This is a genomic window from Candidatus Poribacteria bacterium (assembly GCA_026702755.1).
In the GTDB taxonomy this organism is placed as follows: domain Bacteria; phylum Poribacteria; class WGA-4E; order WGA-4E; family WGA-3G; genus WGA-3G.
In genome coordinates, this window is the sequence record JAPPBX010000090.1 from 48971 (window position 1) to 66873 (window position 17903).

A 17903-nucleotide genomic window follows, 5' to 3' on the forward strand; every position below is an offset into this window, starting at 1 on the left:
TCGGGACTTCCATAACGAAGATTAAACACCTATTACAGTGGTTAAGGAGTGATTACCAAAAATATGTTAACCAAAGCCAGTATTGAACATGAAAAATTAAAAATAGACTCTCCATTTTTTAAGGATGCCCTTGCACCGACTCGCGATGAAGCGACCCTTCTGTCTTTACTTGATAATCTCGGTAAGTTACCATCAGGATTTAATGGTGAACTATTCATCCCCTTGTTCACGCATACAAACCCAAAAATCCGTATGCTCGCAGCAAAAAATGTAGGCAAACTCAAAGATGAAAAATTCTTAACAGAACTTTCACAATTCGCAGCTAATGAAAATAATACGTTTGCCCGCCGCGAGGCGATTTCCGCTATCGGGCGCATGAGAAGTGAAAAGGCAATACCTATTTTGATGCGCTACCTTACCGATAAGGATCCGAAAGTTATTCTACAATCTGTGCGCGCCCTACTATACTTTAAGGAGAAATCTGAAATTCAAACTGCGTTAGATTCGCTACGTGAACACCCAAATGAACTTATCCGAGAACATCTTGTTAATGAGATAGAGGACAAAAAATCGCGACAGCAAAACACAAGAAAAGATCCTCATCATCCGACTAGCCCAGATGCTCTCAAGAATGTGATCGCCCATGCCGACGTGAAAGAAGCACTAAAGGTAATTCCAGATGAGTCAATCCACCTCACTTTTACGTCTCCGCCCTATTACAATGCACGTGATTACACGATCTACCAGAGTTATGAAGCATACCTTGATTTCCTAACTGCTATTTTCAAAGAGACGCACCGCATTACTAAAGAAGGACGGTTCTTTGTGCTTAACACGTCCCCTGTTATTGTGCCGCGTATTAGTCGGGCGCATTCGAGCAAGCGGTACGCCATTCCTTATGACATGCACCCGCGTCTCACTGATATAGGGTGGGAGTTTATTGATGACATCGTTTGGACGAAACCGGACTATGCGGCAAAGAACAGAAACGGAGGCTTTTTTCAACATCGTAAGCCCCTCGGTTACAAAGCGAATTCTGTCACCGAAAGCGTTATGGTATACCGAAAGAAAACAGATAAGTTGATTGACTGGAATATTCGGCAATATGACGATGAAACGGTTGAGGCAAGTAAGGTTATGGGAGAGTATGAAAAAACGAACCTATGGCATATTAATCCCGCAACAGACAAAGTTCACCCCGCAGTCTTTCCTCCTGAATTAGCAACACGTGTCGTTCAGTTTTATTCGTTTAAAGGCGATCTTGTCTTTGATCCGTTTGGGGGCAGTGGGACTGTTGGATACGTTGCCTTGACGCATGACAGGTATTTTCTTCTTTGTGAAAAGGAAGTAGAGTATGTTGAACGCGCAAAACAGCTGCTTGATGTCAACTTGTTCACCGATGTAAAGCCCCGGTCTCTATCGCTCTACGAATTAAAATCTGGACTTCCCGAAAGGAACCAAAATCTATGACTGTTACCGGTATTGTCATCAAGAATATCATTCGCAAACTTCTCGCAGGACAGGACTACCGATCCGAAGTTCTGACTCTGATCGATGCTGAGTTTTTGCAATATGTTGTTGACTTTTTCAAGCGGATAGCTTGGGCGAAGTTGGATAACCAGAACGTGACAGCCGACTGGTACAAAAAGGAACTACTTTGTTCAGATTCGCTTACTAAAGAGGAAGTTGCTGTTCATTCAGGGTTGAACATGAAAACAATCTCAAATACCTATAATTCAACCCGCAAACAAATTGTGTTGGAAGCATCCTTAGAACATTACGATACACTTTACGATGCCATTAACAGTTTGACTGAACAAGGCGGTATTGATGTAGCACTCACAATAAAATTTCGGGATGTAAGTGTTGACTTGAACATCAACGAAAGTTTGATCGTAATCAATACACTCGCGGTGAAACGTTCAGCACTTCGGGGCGGATTGTGGAGCACAACTGGAAAACAGGTTGAAAAACCTTTAATGATCGCCCTTTGTGCCCTTTTCCAAGTACCGAAAAAATACTTTGACCAGAGAAATCTTCCAGAATCACAACGTGAATCCGATTTTTACCTGTTTGATGACACTGGAAAGGATTATCCTGGTGAAGTGAAGTTGATGGGAAAAGGCAATCCTGAAAGTGCCGACGCGGTTTATGCGCGAGATAGTCGTTTTCTCGTTGCTAATAAACTTTCTGACACCAATAAACAACAAATGGATTCAGAAGGTATTCTCTGGGTTGAACTCCAAACCGAAAATGGATATAAACGATTTGAAGAGGTCTTAAAGACCTTGTCTATTCCTTACCAACCTTTTACAGGAGATTTACAAAGCACATTAGATAAAATTTTGCCCGTTATCCTATCTGATGATGTCCAAGATTCCGTAACTCCAGAGGTCGTCTTAATTGAAAGTGAGCAGAGTAATGACTCTGGCTCGGAATTGTTAGTTGAATTCTAATGAAAATTTTAGGTATTGACACCTCAACTCCCATAGGGAGTGTCGCCTTAATAGATGGTGAAAACTTAGTTGCTGAGCATACGCTCAATATTGTCCAAGCACACTCCTCCAGACTCATGCCCGCTATTGATAGTGTCTTGAAGTGGGGGAACATCACTGCAGATGCTTTAGACGGATGTGCTGTCGGTATTGGTCCCGGGTCGTTCACCGGTATCCGTATCGGTGTGGCGACGATCAAATCCCTCTGCTACGCTCTCGATAAACCGATTGTCGGGATATCAACTCTGGAAGCAATCGCCTATAATCTCCGATGGACAAACGCTGTTATCTGTCCACTTTTGGATGCACGACGGAGTGAAATCTATGGTGCAATTTTTGAAGCGAACACAAAATGGCAACGTCTCAGCGAAGACCTCTGCTTATCGATTGATGCCTTCCTGGATCAACTCGATACATACGCACCCTCAAATTGTCCTATTAATTTCGTTGGCGATGGACTTGCAACTTACGGGGATGCAGTCCGAGAAAGGCTTGGCGAGAGAGTCCACTTTGTAGACGCTATTTTCAACGTCCCGCGCGGCGCGACTATTGCCCACCTTGGGGCACAACACCTGAAGAATGGCGATATTGATGACTATTGGACCTTGGTCCCGAACTACGTTAGAGTGGGATTATACTAACCTGAAACGTTTCGGAAAATCCATTAATCAACAAAGAAAGTAAACTGAAACAACCCTACATATAAGGATTTTCTCTACAATTGGAGTGGTAAAGTATAGCAATTAGATGAACCGTATCTTTAAGAATACGACCTCTCTTTTTAGTGCGCACCTTATCGGCCGCCTCGGCTCACTCGTGATAACAGTCTGGCTCATGCCGCGTTATTTCTCAGAAAGTGAGTTCGGCGGTTATTTTGTTGCAATCGCGCTCACTAATCTGGTGGCAAGCCTGACAGAACTCGGCATACAAAATCCGCTCATCCGAGAGATGACGTTGCATCTACAACAGACTCGACATTACCTCGGCAACGCGCTTATCGTGCGTTGTATCCTTTCTATTATCGCTTATGGCATCATGATTGTCAGCGGTATATCCCTCTACACCCCGATCATCGTAGAGATGATAGTTTTCTTAGGTCTCGCAGAGATTGCGAATTCCTTAGCGCAATTATACAGATGCGTCTTTCGCGCACACGAGGAGATGAAATATGAAGCTTTGACCGTAATAGCCGAGCGCGCCGGATTTCTCTTAATCGGTGGCGGCGCGATTCTGTTTGACTATGGACTGGTGGCTGTCTGTCAAGCAACGTTGATAGCGAGTTGCATTAACCTCATCTTGAGCGTTGGGTTCACCCGCTTTCGATTTACACCACTCCGGTTCAAACTGAGTCAAGAGACAGTAAAGGTGCTGATGCAGCAGGCATTGCCGTTTGCGATTGGCAACCTCTTTCATCTGCTCTATTTTCGCGTTGATGCGATTCTGCTGTCAAAACTGAGTCCAGACGGGGTAGATGCCAATGCGTGGTACGGCTTAGCGTATACGATTGCCACCGCCTTCACAATTCTGCCAGGAGCGTTCATGATGGGTGCGATGTTCCCCGTGCTGTCCCGTGCGTGGGAAAGGGAAAAAGGGAGATTTCCGGGAGCATATACGTTCGGCATGCGATGGATGGTACTGAGTGGACTTCCGCTCGCGGTTGGACTTTCAATACTGTCTCCCGAAATCACGACAGTGTTACTTCCGCGGACCTATACACTGGACGAACTCAATAAAGTGGCGAAAGCCCTTCAATGGCTCAGTTGGGCAGGAGGACTCATCTTCCTAACGACAGCAGTGTTGTCGGTGCTTCGGGCAACAGACAAACGCCGTGCTTTCTCGGTTCTCATGGGTGCAACCGCACTCCTGAACATCTGTCTGAACCTATATCTGATTCCGCGTTCCAGCCACGTCGGGGCAGCAATAGCAATGGTTATAAGTGAGGCATTTCTACTCATCTTTGGGATCGGCTACATCTCAAGAAACATTGTCAAGTTCCGAGAAACGCCTCTTATATTCCGCACTCTTTTGAAAGCAGGAATCCTCTCCGGTGTAATGGGCATTGGTTTGACACTATTGAAAGGATTTCTTTCTATTTGGGTGTTGATTCCGTTGGCGGTGCTGTTCTACGGCGGAGGAATCACTATTTTAGGGGAATTCCGAGAGAGACTTCGGTTTGATTAGTCCTTGGCACGGGACCGCATTTCACCATCACGACTTGCCGTGTTGCATCAAAATCTCCCACCCTGAACTGTAAAAAAATAAACAGAAAATCCTACTCTAAACAACCCCGGTAAAAAACTCAGACGTACAACTCTTCAAGCACTTCAAAATAATTCGGAAACGTCTTGCTGACGCACTCAGGATCATTAATCTGAATCCCGGGTGTTTTTAAGCCGACAAGCGAGAACGCCATCGCCATCCGATGGTCTTCGTAGGTATCAATCGCAGCGGGGGTAATAGAGGCGGGTGAAATTTCGAGTCCGTCTTGGTGTTCAACGACAGGCACGCCTAACTTCCGCAGTTCCGTCACCATCGCATGAATCCGATCGGTCTCTTGCCAGCGTGTGTGTTCAATGTTTCGGATGGTTACTTTGCTATCAGCGAACGGCGCGATCGCTGCGAGGGTCAGGGAAGTGTCTGAAATCGTCCTCATATCTACATTAATCCCTTTCAATTGGCGCGGTCCGGTAACAGTAATACCTATATCAGAAGTAGTGACCTGACATCCCATCTGTTCTAAGAGATGTACAAATCCAAGGTCACCTTGTGCAGAATCCAAGTGTAGGTGTTGGACAGTAACACGTCCACCGGTAAGTGCAGCAGCGGCGAAAAAGTATGAGGCGTTAGACGCATCGGGTTCAATGTTATAGACGCGCGGTTGGTATTGTTGTCCGCCTTCAATCCGAAAATACTTATAGTCTTCGTTGATAACCTGAACACCAAACGCCTCCATGACCGCCAGCGTAATGTCAATATAGGGCATTTCGCGAGCACCCACGACCTCAATCTCCATACCGTTTCTGGCACACGGCGCGATGAGCAGCAACGCAGTTAAGAATTGACTGCTCTTACTGACATCAAGTCGAGTTTTTCCACCCTTAAACCCATTCGCTTCAACGATGACAGGGAGATGTCCGTTCTCAAATTGCGAGCGCGCTGAAATCCCAATTTGTCTCAGGGCATCCAGTAAATCAGAGATAGGACGACCGCGTCGCATCGGTTCATCGCCATCAATGACAAATTTTCCATGTCCGAGTGAAACATAAGCGGTAAGAGAACGTGATGTCGTGCCTGAGTTCCCGATATAGAGTTCAGCACCCGAAACCGGAATACTGCCACCATTTCCGTGGACATTGAACGTTGCCCGCTTCCCATCAGCCTCAATCCCAACACCGAGCTTTCGTAGTGATGCAGACATATAACGCGTATCATCGCTGAAGAGGGCACCGGTCACTGTTGAAGCACCGCGTGCCATCGCAGCTACCAACAACGCCCGATTCGTATAACTTTTGGAACCGGGTACCTCTATAGTAGCATCGAGCGGTTTCAGAAGCGGTTGTATTTCAATCATTCAGTAATACCCTCGTCCGCCAGCAATTGTCGAAGTTCGGCTTTCGCAGATTCACTCACAGGGAGCAACGGACTTGTCGTCTGTGCGCTACAGACTCCTAAAATTTCGAGACACGCCTTCATTCCGCTGACACCCTGTCCATACGTATACATTTTGCTGAGTCGGAGTAACAACTTCTGCAACCGATCGACTTCATCAATATCACGTGCCTTCGCAGCATTGTAGAGCGCGACCGATTCTTTCGGCGCGACGTTTGCGATTGAGACAACACCACCGTCCGCACCAAACAGGACAGCTGCGCCGAGCGCAACATGCGAACCGAGGAAGATAGAGAAATCTGTTCTATCACCCAGCAATGCTATGAGATTGAGGGAGTTCGTCCAATCACCGGTACTGTCCTTAACCCCGACGATATTCTCACAGGTTTCCGCGAGTTCGACGACGATCTGCGGCTTAATAAAGGTTTTAACGGTGGAGGGAATATTATAGATGAAAACCGGGAGTCTCGTACTCGCGGCGACTGTCTGATAAAATTCGATCAGATCCGCATCATCGGTGGAGGGATAGTAGTAGCCCGGTGTCGCAGCGACTGCATCAACACCAAACTGTTCGGCGATTTCAATGTTTTGGATAACGCGTTGGGTGCTTGTATCCATTACACAACAGATAACCGGGACACGACCGCCAATTGCTTTGAGAGCGATGTCCATTGCACGTTCGCGTTCTGTGTTTGTTAACGTCGTAAATTCACCTGAACTCCCGAGTAGATAGATACCGTGAACACCGCTGTTAATTAGTCGGTTAAGTTGATTGACGAACCCGCGTTCATTGACGCGCTCTTTTTCGTCAAGCGGTGTTACTGTCGGTGTAAAAATGCCTTTGAATTGAATACTCATGAATACCTCCTGTGAGGAGCAATTGTAATCTTTCTCGCTACTATGGGACCTGTAAGGAACGCCTTACACATCTGTCAGTCTTAAGATTTCAGTTTAGCAGAATTTGATTTAGATGTCAAAGAAATATACGTAATTAAACAGGTATTCAGTCTTTGGTTTTCAGTTGTTAGTAGTTGCAGGTTCATAAAGCGGAAATCGTAATTGTCTGAACCAGGATTTACAAGATTCAAGGATTTTCAGGTTCACAGAATATTACAAATCCTCACTTGTCAGTTACGCCAAAACATGCTATCATTATATCAGAATTTGACTTCCATTATATATAGATTGTCGGCTATGTATTTAGGTTGCGAGGGAATAGCATCGAGCACTGAAGGACGTATCACAAATGAACATTCGTACACAACAGACCCTCAGGTACATAGGCATTGTGCTTTTGGTGATGCTCGCCATGTATTTCTATCTCGGCACAATGCTCAAAGACTCCATGAGCAAGCGAATCACCAGTGAATTGGAAATTCAGGCAGCACTGACCACAGAATTCTTCATCGACAAACTCCCCGCCGAGGCTAACTTTAGTTACGATGCAATAGATCCTCTCGTTGATAGACTCGGAAAGACCGAAAAAGTTCGGGTGACCTTCATCGGGACGGATGGAACTGTCTGGGGTGATACAGAACGGGATGGACAAGCATTACGAGCGATGGACAACCACCTTGCACGTCCAGAGGTCCAAGCGGCTCTTAAAAACGAGGTTGGGATTCGGGATCGGTACAGCGATACGACGCAGACGGAATTTCGTTACTTCGCGATGCCCATATATCGCAACGCTGACACAGAAGATTCGTCAAATGAAAAAGGAACCTTGATTGGCATCTGCCGTGTCGCGCTCCCGATGGAAGCCGTCAATACAGCCATCGGTAATCTCCGACAGATGGTTCTAATTGCGAGTGTGGTAGGACTTATCCTGGCAATCGTGTTTAGTGTTCTTAGCACCGGTGCCATCATAAAACCGATTGAGAAATTAACACAGATGACCCAATCGTTTGCCGCTGGCAACATAAACTCACGCGTCCCTGTCGATTCAAGGAATGAATTGGGACAACTCTCCCAGAATTTCAACCTAATGGCTGACAGGTTACAGGAACAGATCGACAAAATTTCAGAAGAACACCGACGCTCGGAAACCATCTTAACGAACATGGGCGAAGGTGTACTACTCGTGAACGGGGCATCTGAGATTACCTATGCCAACCCGACGGCTATCTCCATGTTGGAGCTGCCGGATGATTATGTGGGTAAAGCATTGATCGAAATCAACCGAATTCCTGAACTCCAAGCACTGCTGCAGAAGGCAGAACAGGCAGAAACCGTCGCGTTCGCAGAAATCCGTCTCGGCAACCTAACGGAACCGGAGGTAGAGGTCACGGTCGTGCCTGTCTCTGCCGGTCAAGAGTACATTATCGTTATCCATGATGTCACCAGGGAACGGCAATTAGAGCGAATTCGCGCCGATTTTGTGGCGAATGTCTCACATGAACTCCGGACACCACTCACAACAATTCGAGGGTACGCCGAAACGCTACTCGGTGAGGATTCCGTTCGGACGAAGACGGGTGAACAATTTATTGTGAAAATCCTCAATCATTCAACGCGACTTTCAAGGTTGGTTTCGGACCTGTTGGAACTCTCTCGGTTGGAGTTAGGTGAAGTGAAATTGAAACGCTCGCCGCATCACCTCAATACCTTCTACGAACCAATCTTAGACGTGTTTGAACCGCTATTAGAGGAATCGGGACTGGCTTTAAAATGGGAGATTCCTGATGAACTTCCAGAGGTCAACGTAGATCAGCAACTTTTCATGCAGATTTTTGTAAATCTGATTGATAATGCGATTAAATATACACCAGATGGCGGCACCATCACGGTCTCGGCAGAAACTGACCTAAGCGACGTATTTGACGGACTCAACATGAGCATGAAAGAAGTTATCGTGCACGTAAGAGATACAGGCATCGGTATCCCAATGGAATCCCAGTCTCGCGTGTTTGAGCGATTTTACCGAGTGGACAAAGGACGCGCGCAGGAAATGGGAGGAACCGGCTTAGGACTCGCGATCGCTAAACACATTGTACTCCGTCATAACGGGAGGATATGGCTGGACAGCGTTTTAGGGCAAGGGAGCGTATTCCATGTTGCCGTGCCGCTATCAGACTAAATTTTTCACGCTTCTTGTGTGTAAGCCATCTCCCAAAAGAGGTATTCATAACGGCTACTCATCAAGAAGTAGTTTTTAATCCGTTCTTTTTCGGAAGGACTATACGCCACTACGAGATTGTTGAGTAGATCGCGTAACCACTCGCCGAGTGAGAGGAACTCCGGGGAGGCATACATATCAATCCACTCCTGATAGAGCGGTTCCGGTGAGCCACCTTGTCCGGCAAGCGTTGTACCGATCTCAGCATAGCCCCACTGACAGGGCAAAACACCCGCAACGAGATCCGCCAAAGTACCGACTTCCGCCACATTGAGCAGATGTCGGGTGTAAGCATGCGTTGTAGGTGCAATCGGTGCGGCTTCCATCTCAGCGGCAGAGATACCAAATTTCTCGCAATATCCACGATGCAAATCCATTTCGGTATTCAGCGTCGCGTTGAGAAGCTCCGCAAACATCGCCATCGTGGCTTCATCGTGAGCCTTGATAACACCGTGTGCAAACACACGACTATAGTCCAATAGGAAGAGATAATCCTGAATAAGGTAGAACTTGAACTTCTCCGTGGGGAGACTTCCATCAGCAATACCGCGAACAAACGGGTGTTTAAGATCGGCTTCCCAAATCGGTGCAGCAGTGAGTCTGAGTTCATCGGTAAATTTTTTATTTTCTGCCATAGGTATTATCAAAACTCCTTAGAAATATATGATAATCTTAGGTATATATCATACTTTAAGACGCAAAGGATGTCAAAATGTTTGAGAAACTCGGAATTGTAACCAATATCTGGTCCCAAGAGGTAGAAAAAGGGGCACGCTTCGATGAACTGATGGTGGAATTCGGCGCAAACGGGTTCAAGGATATGGAAGTACGCGAAGGCGATTACCTCCGCAATTCTGCATTCGGCGAACTCGTTCAACAACTGGAATCTGCAATGCTTGAATATACCGATGCCGAATTCAAAACCATCTGTGATGCTGTCTGGACCGGTCAGTCTTACGAAACGAAGCACTCCACGCTTTTTGAAGAGGGCGCACGCTTCGCCGAAAAAGCATCTGGACTCACCTTGAGTTATGCAATGTCTCACCCTTGGCTTTCGGCACCAAACGACACAGAAGCAGACACGCAACAGATCATTAGTGCGAAGAAACTGGCATATCTACTCTGTCCAACGCGACCTCGCCTCCGCCTTGTCGATCTCGACAGCGAAGGAGACATCGACGAATCCGCTGCTATTGCGAACCTAAAGCGTTACAAAGCACTCTTACCGGACTACCCAATGATTTTCGCCGTAGAAAATGCCCGACAAACCGCCACACTAACCTTAAAGTTAGCAGTCGCGGGCGGTGCTAAACTCACGTACGACGAGACGAATACATATCGCGCTGATAGGACAACCGTGAATTCACCGGACGAATTCTGGGGTACCGTTAAAATGGAGGATCTCACGTCGGTACACTTCAAGCAGAAAACGGAGGACGGGGTTCTCTCAGAAGTGAGCAATGGGTTCGTTGACTTCCGTGCGATCGCGGAACATCTGAAAACACGGCACTATACCGGCGATCTGCTCCTCGAGAACACACCGACTGCGCATTCGCTACAGGATGCCTTGCGGAGCCGAGAGTATCTACAGCGCGTCTCATAAATAGTTTGAGAGTATTGTTCAATTATCATAAAAATTGCTCCGCTGCTGGTGTGGTCTGAAACCGTGCCAACAGCGGAGTTTGTTGTTAGTTTATAAAGTAGAAACTAAAAGGGGGAGTCTTGCGTTTGTGCGGTTTCTGCCTGACCGTCACTGGAAGGTACAGTTTCCTGATTCGCGGATTCCTCAGATGCCGGAACGTCACTTTCCTGTGCAGCTGCCGTTAATTGCTTAATTCGCTCGCACAATTCATCCAGCAACTTTGGTGCTGTTTCCGCTGCTTTTAGTTCAGCGGAAAGTTGGGTCCATTGCATTTCACTCATATCGTTCCGGGATTCCACACTGTATTTACGTTTGATGTAATTCCAGAGGTCTGCCTTAGTAATGCCCTTCTCTCCAAGAGGTCCTTCCAGATTGTTTGCAATCGCGAAGGCAGCCTTCTGTGCGTTAGCGATATTTCCATCACTCTGTTGTGGCAGTGGTTGTTGTGTTGCATTACCGCTCCCTGCTTTTCGGTGCAGATAGAAATTCAGCACCTCACGGATAACCGGCACAGGTATTAACTGTTTAATTGCGTTACGTTGTGCTTTGTGAATTGCTTTGGTGAAAGCGAACGGATCGGGACGGTTCCCAGCCAACTTCGATTGTTCATACGCGCCATAGCGAGACGAACCCGTGATTGTATCAACAGCTTTGGCAGTCGCAATCCAAGAATGTTCGCGTTCCTCATAATCTATCTCTTCAATCTGGATACCGCCGCGGCGGTTTGCGGCTTCGTTAATGCCCGCTAAGGTCAATCCCTCAACGGTGCGTCCGCCTTGTTTAAAGGAATAGACATAATCCTGAATTGTCTGTCCAGTCATCAATTCAATGATAGCCTGATCGTCCACCTGATCAACGACTTCGTATTCAGCCGTAACCGGTACCATTTCGTCCTTTTTTTCTTCAGCCATAACATCCTCCGATTTCTAAATACATCAGATTTCTAAACATATAATTAGTATAACATATTTTTAGATATATATCAAAGAAAAAATGCGATTTTGTTAGTTCATAGTTTGTTTTATCTTCAAGATACGCAACGCACGATATGGGGTGTATGATACCATCCTATACCCAATTTTTCAAGTCAATAATTCGTCTACATTAATCGTCGGCAATGCCTGTAGTGATCTCAACCTGTTTTCCCTCTGTCACGATCCTTTCAATGTAGAGTGTGAACGTATATGTTTGATGATTCTTGTATTTTTGAAGGTTTGAAGGAAAGGAACTGTCTGCTGCAACATCATCTATAACCCAAAATGTCACATTTCTACTGTTTGTGGCAAGTGTCATTGCCCCTGAATAAACCTTTACCAATTCCGGGTCCACATCATCTCGAATGCCCAGCAGCTCATTTAATCTATCAAGTGCAACGGTCGCTTGAAGGCGCACTGTTTCGCCAGCATATCTTTGACCACCAGCCACAATCTGTTCAAGCGTCGTGTCAATAACCTCAATATCCGCTTTCCCGGTGTGTTCGGGGACATCAGACCGGATGATAAAGAAATGATCTCCGTGTATAGTTGTGTCTTCGGAAATATCTTTTATATGAGATGTGAAGGTGTAGGTTGTATAACTCCGAATATGTGCCAGATCACTTTCCATGTAGTTTGTATAATAGTGATTGTGCACAGACTTAGCGTCTGAATCCGTGATAAAAAAATGTACTTTATTGTGATGCGTAAACAATTCTAAGGTTGGAGGATCTCCATCAGCACTCGGATAAATTCTGCCAGCAGCTGTAATTGTAACCTTCTGTCCTTTGTATTTTGAGCCGGCTCCGTGCTTTGCAACATCGGTGACAATATCAGTGAGGGTAGCAGATTCGATGCTGCGGGTTCTCAGGGGAGATTTTGCACACCCACCAAAGATCGTAATAGCAAGGCAGGTAACTAAAGACGTAAAAAGTTTCATGTAAGGATCCTTTCACAGAGGTAATATCGGTATCAAATTAGTTAGGATTTACGCAGCGTCCTTTGCTGGCGAGGTTTAAAACCTCGCCAGCGGCGTGCAGGTCGTGGGTACTCGTCAGTAAATTGTGTAAGTCTTATGTTGTCAACAAAACAGTTTCTATATGAAAATCATAATGATTCTGATTTGATTATGTCAAATTAAATTTGTAAAACATATTTAAACATCGTTCCATAAACTTGATTTCGATCCTGAATTCTGCTATAATAGCAAAAAACCGAGTATCGGAGCATTGACAAACAGTGACAGCCCCACTTCTCCAGATGCAGGCAATTACCAAAGACTTTCCCGGGGTGCGTGCCCTTGATAACGTTTCTTTCGAGGTGCGTCCGGGTGAAATCCATGCGCTGTGTGGAGAAAACGGCGCAGGTAAATCGACGCTGATTAAGATTCTCGGTGGCGTTTATCCGTCCGGAACCTATGAAGGGCAACTGTACATCAATGGGAGCGAACAGCAATTCCACACCGTGCGCGACGCAGAACGTGCCGGGATCGCGATTATTCATCAAGAACTGGCACTCATTCCAGAGATGACGGTCGCGGAGAATATCTATCTCGGTAAGGAACCTTGTCAATTCGGAACTATTGACAGGCATCGCCTCTATCATGAAGCAGGCGAACTCCTTTCACAGTTTGGATTGACGATTCCACTCCATAAACCTGTCCACGAACTCGGTATCGGACAACAACAACTCGTAGAAATCGCGAAGGCTTTAGGGCGCAGCTTGCAAGCCCATATACAGCAGCGGCGCAGCTTGCAAGCCCATATACAGCAGCGGCGCAGCTTGCAAGCCCATATACAGCAGCGGCGCAGCTTGCAAGCCCATATACAGCAGCGGCACAGCTTGCAGTCTGGTAATGCTCTGTTACTCGTATTGGACGAACCGACAGCCGCTTTGACCGAAAGCGAAGTGGAGATCCTTCGCCAGATTCTGACCCAACTCCGAGAGAAAGGTGTCGCCTGTATCTATATCACTCATAAACTCAAGGAGATCTTTCAAATCGCTGATCGGGTGACAGTGCTACGAGATGGTAAAACGGTCGCGACACAATCCGTTGAATCACCTGAATGTACCGAAGAAGCACTCATCTCTCAAATGGTCGGGCGAGAGTTAACAGCACTCTTTCCGAAACGAAGAACAAACCCTACTGCTGAAAATGGAGCGAGCCAAGAAGAGATAGCACTTCGGGTAAAAAACTTAAGCACTTATCCGCCAGAACCCCCGCGCCTTAAAGACATCAGTTTCGAGGTGCAGCGCGGTGAAATCCTCGGCATCGCAGGCTTGATGGGTGCTGGAAGAACAGAATTGATTAGCACTATCTTCGGTGCTTATGACAGCAAATGGAACGGAGAAATCATTATAGACGGAAGTGCTGTTCAGATTCATTCGCCGTGGGAAGCGATACAACACGGGATGGCACTCGTCAGTGAGGATCGGAAACGCTACGGATTACTTTTAGATGTGGATGTCGTCCGCAACATGACGCTTGCGAGTCTCGGTTTAGCGTCAGATATTACATCTTATGGGTTAATTGACCAAAACACGGCGTTTCAAAAAAGCGAACACTATGTGGATTCCCTGCAGATTAAGACGACTTCGCTGAATGTTCCGGTGAATCATCTCAGCGGTGGAAATCAGCAGAAAGTTGTATTAGGTAAATGGTTGATGACACACCCGAAAGTGCTGTTTCTTGACGAACCGACCCGCGGCATTGATGTGGGTGCGAAAGCAGAAATCCACGCGCTGATGGCAAAACTCGCGGAAGAGGGTGTCGCCATCGTGTTTGTATCCTCCGAACTCCCAGAAATCTTGGGCATGAGCGATAGGGTTTTGGTGTTACATGAAGGCGAAATTACAGGCGAATTTCTCAACGATAATTTGACACAAGAAGACATTTTAAGGTGTGCAGCTGGGACTTGAATCCCTTGATTTGATAAAAAACAGAAACGACAGTACAAAAATCAGATGAAAAACAGAAACGAAATTTTTAAAACAGAGAACCCTAAAGAGACACAAGCACTCGGCGAAAAACTCGGTAAGACGCTCAAACAGGGGGATGTCATCGCTCTCATCGGCGACCTCGGCACCGGCAAAACCTGCTTGACACAAGGCATTGCGCGCGGCATCGGCATTGCACCGGATGAGGTCGTCAGTAGTCCCTCCTACATCCTGATTAACGAATATAAAGGGAAGGTGCCAATCTACCACATCGATCTGTATCGGCTTGAAAACAGTGAAGAGATCGCTGAACTCGGACTCAGTGAATATGTGGAAGGCGACGGGATTTGCATCATTGAATGGGCAGAGCGGATGGCAGATGCTTTGCCAGATACCTGCATCAGGATACACATAACGCTTGCAGACGGAAACGCCTCACACGGTGAAGAAATTAGTGAGCCAATATCATACAGTCCTGAAGATGAAAACATCCGACACATTGAAATCCAACATCCTATATCTCGATAGCGGTTCAGGCATTGGTGGTGGGCAACGAAGCCTGCTGCTCCTGCTAAACCTACTCGACAAAGATCGCTTTACACCCTTTGTTGGGTGCCTTGGGGATAGTCCATTTGCAGCGGAAGTCGAAAAGACAGCGGCGAGTGTTGTTCCACTGTCTCTCCCCGCCGCACACAATAAAACCGATAAGGTGAGACGGTTTACCCTGGGCGACCTGCTTGAAGATTTCCGTCAACTTCAGGTTATTCGTCAACTCCATCGGACGGTAAAGCAGCACTCGATTGACCTCATCCATGCAAATTCTTTGTCGGTAGCACTGCTTGGAAGCATTGTGGCAAGGATAAATCGCATCCCGATCCTGATGCACAAACGTTATGCGACCTCCTACGGTATTCTGGACCGCCTCTGTGAAAGGCTTCTGCATCGGGTGATTCTGGTATCGGAAGCGACCCGGTGGAACTTCGCTTCCGAGGCGAAGCAGACCTTAATCTACAACGGTGTCGATTTAGACGCATTTCAGGCATCGCGAGAAGAGATAGAAACCCTTCGTACCGAACTCTTTCACGATGCCTCTGATGCTTCACTACTTGCCGGTGTCGTGACTCGGATTACACCGGAAAAAGGGATCCACTTCTTAATCCGCGCGATGGCAGAACTCAAGGGAAAAATACCAATCAGATTGCTGATTATCGGCGGTCCTTATTTTCAAAAAGATGTCGATTATATGGAAGAACTAAAACAAGAAGTCGCAGATTTAGGCGTTGAGGACTCCGTTATTTTCACCGGATTTTTGTCAGATACGCGGGTTGTAACAAGCCTACTTGACATTGTGCTGGTCCCATCTATTATTCCAGAGGCGTGTCCGCGCACTATCATTGAGGCGATGGCAGTCGGTAAACCCGTTATTGCGACTCCGTTGGGTGGCAGCAAAGAACTCGTCACACCCGAAACAGGGATTTTAGTGCCACCCGAAGATGCATCGGCAATTGCTGACGCTATCGCAACCCTCGCCGCCGATCAAGAACGACTGACTGCAATGGGAAAAGCCGCCCGCGATCGCGCTGTGCAAATCTTTAGCAGCGAAAAGAATACCGCTTTGACGGAAGCCGTCTACACAGAATTATTAACAGCATCAGGATAGACCCACAAAATGAATATTGAGTGATGAAAGGATGGAGGGACGTTCCCACGCTTCCAATCTTCCAGCCCTCCAATTCGGCAAGCAAATGAATGGATTTGGCGTAAGCCCTAAACGTATTAAGAGATTTCTTCACGGCTCAAAGGAGTTATTATGAGAGAAAAAACAATCAGTCCACCGCAGGGTGCCCAAGCAAGTCAGGGGCAAGTCCGACAGGTATCCCAACTATTTGGTGAGGCTATCGGTGATACCAACGAATGGGTAGAAATCCACCGCACCAGTGATCAATGGGAAGCGCAGCTGGTTCAGACCACCTTGAACGCGCAACAAATTCGGTGCCGACCCATCGAACTGAAAGAAGAACGCCAAACAGTGCTCCTCGTGGCACCAGAACATGAGGTAGAAGCCATGGAACTGGTGAGTCGTATCGGTGTCGCCGTCACGGATAATGAAATGGCGATGCGATCTGAAGAGAGCGCGGCGGCACTCAAGCAACGGGATATGGCTGTTGTCCAGGACGATACAAACCAACAGACTGCGCCAGAGGACTCGTCAGAACTCATAATGGCAGAACGTGAAGGTATCGGCAGTGTTGTCTATATCGCTGGACAGGGATATGAGATCCGCGTCGGTCCTGAACCCTACGTCACTGTGGCAGAGAACGATTGGGAAGAGTTCACAGACTTTAGTGCCCAACGTCAAGAGTTTGTCATCCTCCTACGCCACGAATACCCTGACCTCTTCGAGTGGATCCAAGAGGGAAAATTACTCGCCGAATTCATCCGGCTCATCGAAATGACGTATCAAGAGGGCGCGCCAACTCCCGTGCCACACCAATCCGGTGCTGCTGAGGAATTCGATGCGACACCTTACCATCCGCTTGCCCAATTGAGTCTCACTGTCGCTGTGGTTTCAGTGATCGCTGTGCTTTTTCAGGTCCCATGGACTGTCAATCTCATACTGGCGGTTATTACTGTGGCATCGGCGGTTGTCGCGAAATACCAGATTGATGCAAGCGAGGGAGAATCAACAGGTATCCCGATGGCACTGGGTGCGATTGTGCTTGCGTGTCTCGTTGTTGTCTTTGCGTGGTGGTTGGATCAGCGTCCTGAACCAGTGGAGCCAGCGAATTCACCCGTCCGTGAGATGATTGAAGATCGGTAGGATGTGTAAGAATTTTGTCAATTGTCTGAATCAGAATTTGCAGGATGATAAAATTTTCAGGAGCGTTTGTTGTGATGTGTTTTTGTCTGAATCACGGATTCTCGCGGATTACACGGGTTTCGCGGATTTTCAGAAAACAGCAATGGATTGATTCCTTTCACCAACTCACTTTTTCCTTTCAGTAAACCAAAATTTTTAGGTTGACACTTCAAGTCGTACATGGTAAAGTTAATAGTTAAAGAAGGTTGAGATTATTCACGTCTGGAACCTTGCTGATATAGAAGATTTGACAAAACCTAATGGTCTCGTG

Annotated in this window: 15 protein-coding genes; 10 read left to right on the forward strand and 5 right to left on the reverse strand. The window is 46.8% G+C overall.

Going from position 1 to position 17903, the window contains the following annotated elements; genetic code table 11:
• Positions 1-63 precede the first annotated feature (63 nt).
• The 4 genes from OXH39_17275 (at position 64) to OXH39_17290 (ending at position 4676) form a co-directional block, all read left to right on the forward strand.
• Positions 64-1470: a DNA methyltransferase gene (locus OXH39_17275; protein MCY3552216.1), complete on the forward strand. Its 1407-nt coding sequence runs from the start codon at positions 64-66 to the stop codon at positions 1468-1470.
• Entirely contained in the window at positions 1467-2456 is a 990-nt protein-coding gene (locus OXH39_17280) for a CfrBI family restriction endonuclease (protein MCY3552217.1), read from the forward strand. The genes OXH39_17275 and OXH39_17280 overlap by 4 nt, the downstream gene beginning before the upstream one ends.
• Positions 2456-3136 carry a tRNA (adenosine(37)-N6)-threonylcarbamoyltransferase complex dimerization subunit type 1 TsaB gene (gene tsaB, locus OXH39_17285; GenBank protein MCY3552218.1) on the forward strand — a complete coding sequence of 227 codons (681 nt, stop codon included), beginning with the start codon at positions 2456-2458 and terminating at the stop codon, positions 3134-3136. The genes OXH39_17280 and tsaB overlap by 1 nt, the downstream gene beginning before the upstream one ends.
• Before the next feature lie 106 nt (positions 3137-3242).
• Positions 3243-4676, forward strand: a complete 1434-nt coding sequence (locus OXH39_17290; protein ID MCY3552219.1) for a flippase — start codon at positions 3243-3245, stop codon at positions 4674-4676.
• Positions 4677-4794: 118 nt separating this feature from the next.
• Here OXH39_17290 and aroA read toward each other — a convergent pair whose 3' ends face one another.
• Together aroA and OXH39_17300 are read right to left on the reverse strand one after the other, a co-directional pair.
• The gene (gene aroA / locus OXH39_17295; protein MCY3552220.1) at positions 4795-6066 is read right to left on the reverse strand and encodes a 3-phosphoshikimate 1-carboxyvinyltransferase; all 1272 of its coding nucleotides are present in this window, start codon (positions 6064-6066) and stop codon (positions 4795-4797) included.
• Positions 6063-6962, reverse strand: coding sequence for a dihydrodipicolinate synthase family protein (locus tag OXH39_17300; protein MCY3552221.1), 900 nt, complete (start codon positions 6960-6962; stop codon positions 6063-6065). Before OXH39_17300 ends, aroA begins: the two co-directional genes overlap by 4 nt.
• Positions 6963-7350: 388 nt before the next feature.
• Here OXH39_17300 and OXH39_17305 point away from each other — a divergent pair, with 388 nt between their 5' ends.
• Complete coding sequence (locus OXH39_17305) at positions 7351-9180, forward strand: ATP-binding protein (protein ID MCY3552222.1); 1830 nt, start codon at positions 7351-7353, stop codon at positions 9178-9180.
• A gap of 5 nt (positions 9181-9185) precedes the next feature.
• Here the strand turns inward: OXH39_17305 and tenA are convergent, their stop codons facing one another.
• Entirely contained in the window at positions 9186-9854 is a 669-nt protein-coding gene (gene tenA, locus OXH39_17310; protein MCY3552223.1) for a thiaminase II, read from the reverse strand.
• 77 nt (positions 9855-9931) lie between these two features.
• On the opposite strand from tenA, the gene OXH39_17315 reads away from it, so the two are divergent.
• Positions 9932-10822 (forward strand): hypothetical protein, encoded by an 891-nt coding sequence (locus OXH39_17315; protein MCY3552224.1) that lies wholly within the window; start codon positions 9932-9934, stop codon positions 10820-10822.
• A gap of 104 nt (positions 10823-10926) precedes the next feature.
• Here OXH39_17315 and OXH39_17320 read toward each other — a convergent pair whose 3' ends face one another.
• Positions 10927-11772: a hypothetical protein gene (locus tag OXH39_17320; protein MCY3552225.1), complete on the reverse strand. Its 846-nt coding sequence runs from the start codon at positions 11770-11772 to the stop codon at positions 10927-10929.
• Between the two features lie 193 nt (positions 11773-11965).
• Positions 11966-12775, reverse strand: a complete 810-nt coding sequence (locus OXH39_17325) for a hypothetical protein (GenBank protein MCY3552226.1) — start codon at positions 12773-12775, stop codon at positions 11966-11968.
• A 299-nt stretch (positions 12776-13074) separates the two neighbouring features.
• On the opposite strand from OXH39_17325, the gene OXH39_17330 reads away from it, so the two are divergent.
• From OXH39_17330 to OXH39_17345, 4 genes are all read left to right on the forward strand, one after another.
• Positions 13075-14754 carry an ATP-binding cassette domain-containing protein gene (locus tag OXH39_17330; protein MCY3552227.1) on the forward strand — a complete coding sequence of 560 codons (1680 nt, stop codon included), beginning with the start codon at positions 13075-13077 and terminating at the stop codon, positions 14752-14754.
• Between the two features lie 45 nt (positions 14755-14799).
• Positions 14800-15300 (forward strand): tRNA (adenosine(37)-N6)-threonylcarbamoyltransferase complex ATPase subunit type 1 TsaE, encoded by a 501-nt coding sequence (gene tsaE / locus OXH39_17335; GenBank protein MCY3552228.1) that lies wholly within the window; start codon positions 14800-14802, stop codon positions 15298-15300.
• A complete protein-coding gene (locus OXH39_17340) occupies positions 15254-16432 on the forward strand; it encodes a glycosyltransferase family 4 protein (protein ID MCY3552229.1) in 1179 nt (392 codons plus the stop codon). Before tsaE ends, OXH39_17340 begins: the two co-directional genes overlap by 47 nt.
• A 150-nt stretch (positions 16433-16582) precedes the next feature.
• On the forward strand, positions 16583-17593 hold the full coding sequence (locus OXH39_17345) for a hypothetical protein (protein MCY3552230.1): 1011 nt from the start codon (positions 16583-16585) through the stop codon (positions 17591-17593).
• Positions 17594-17903: the final 310 nt, after the last annotated feature.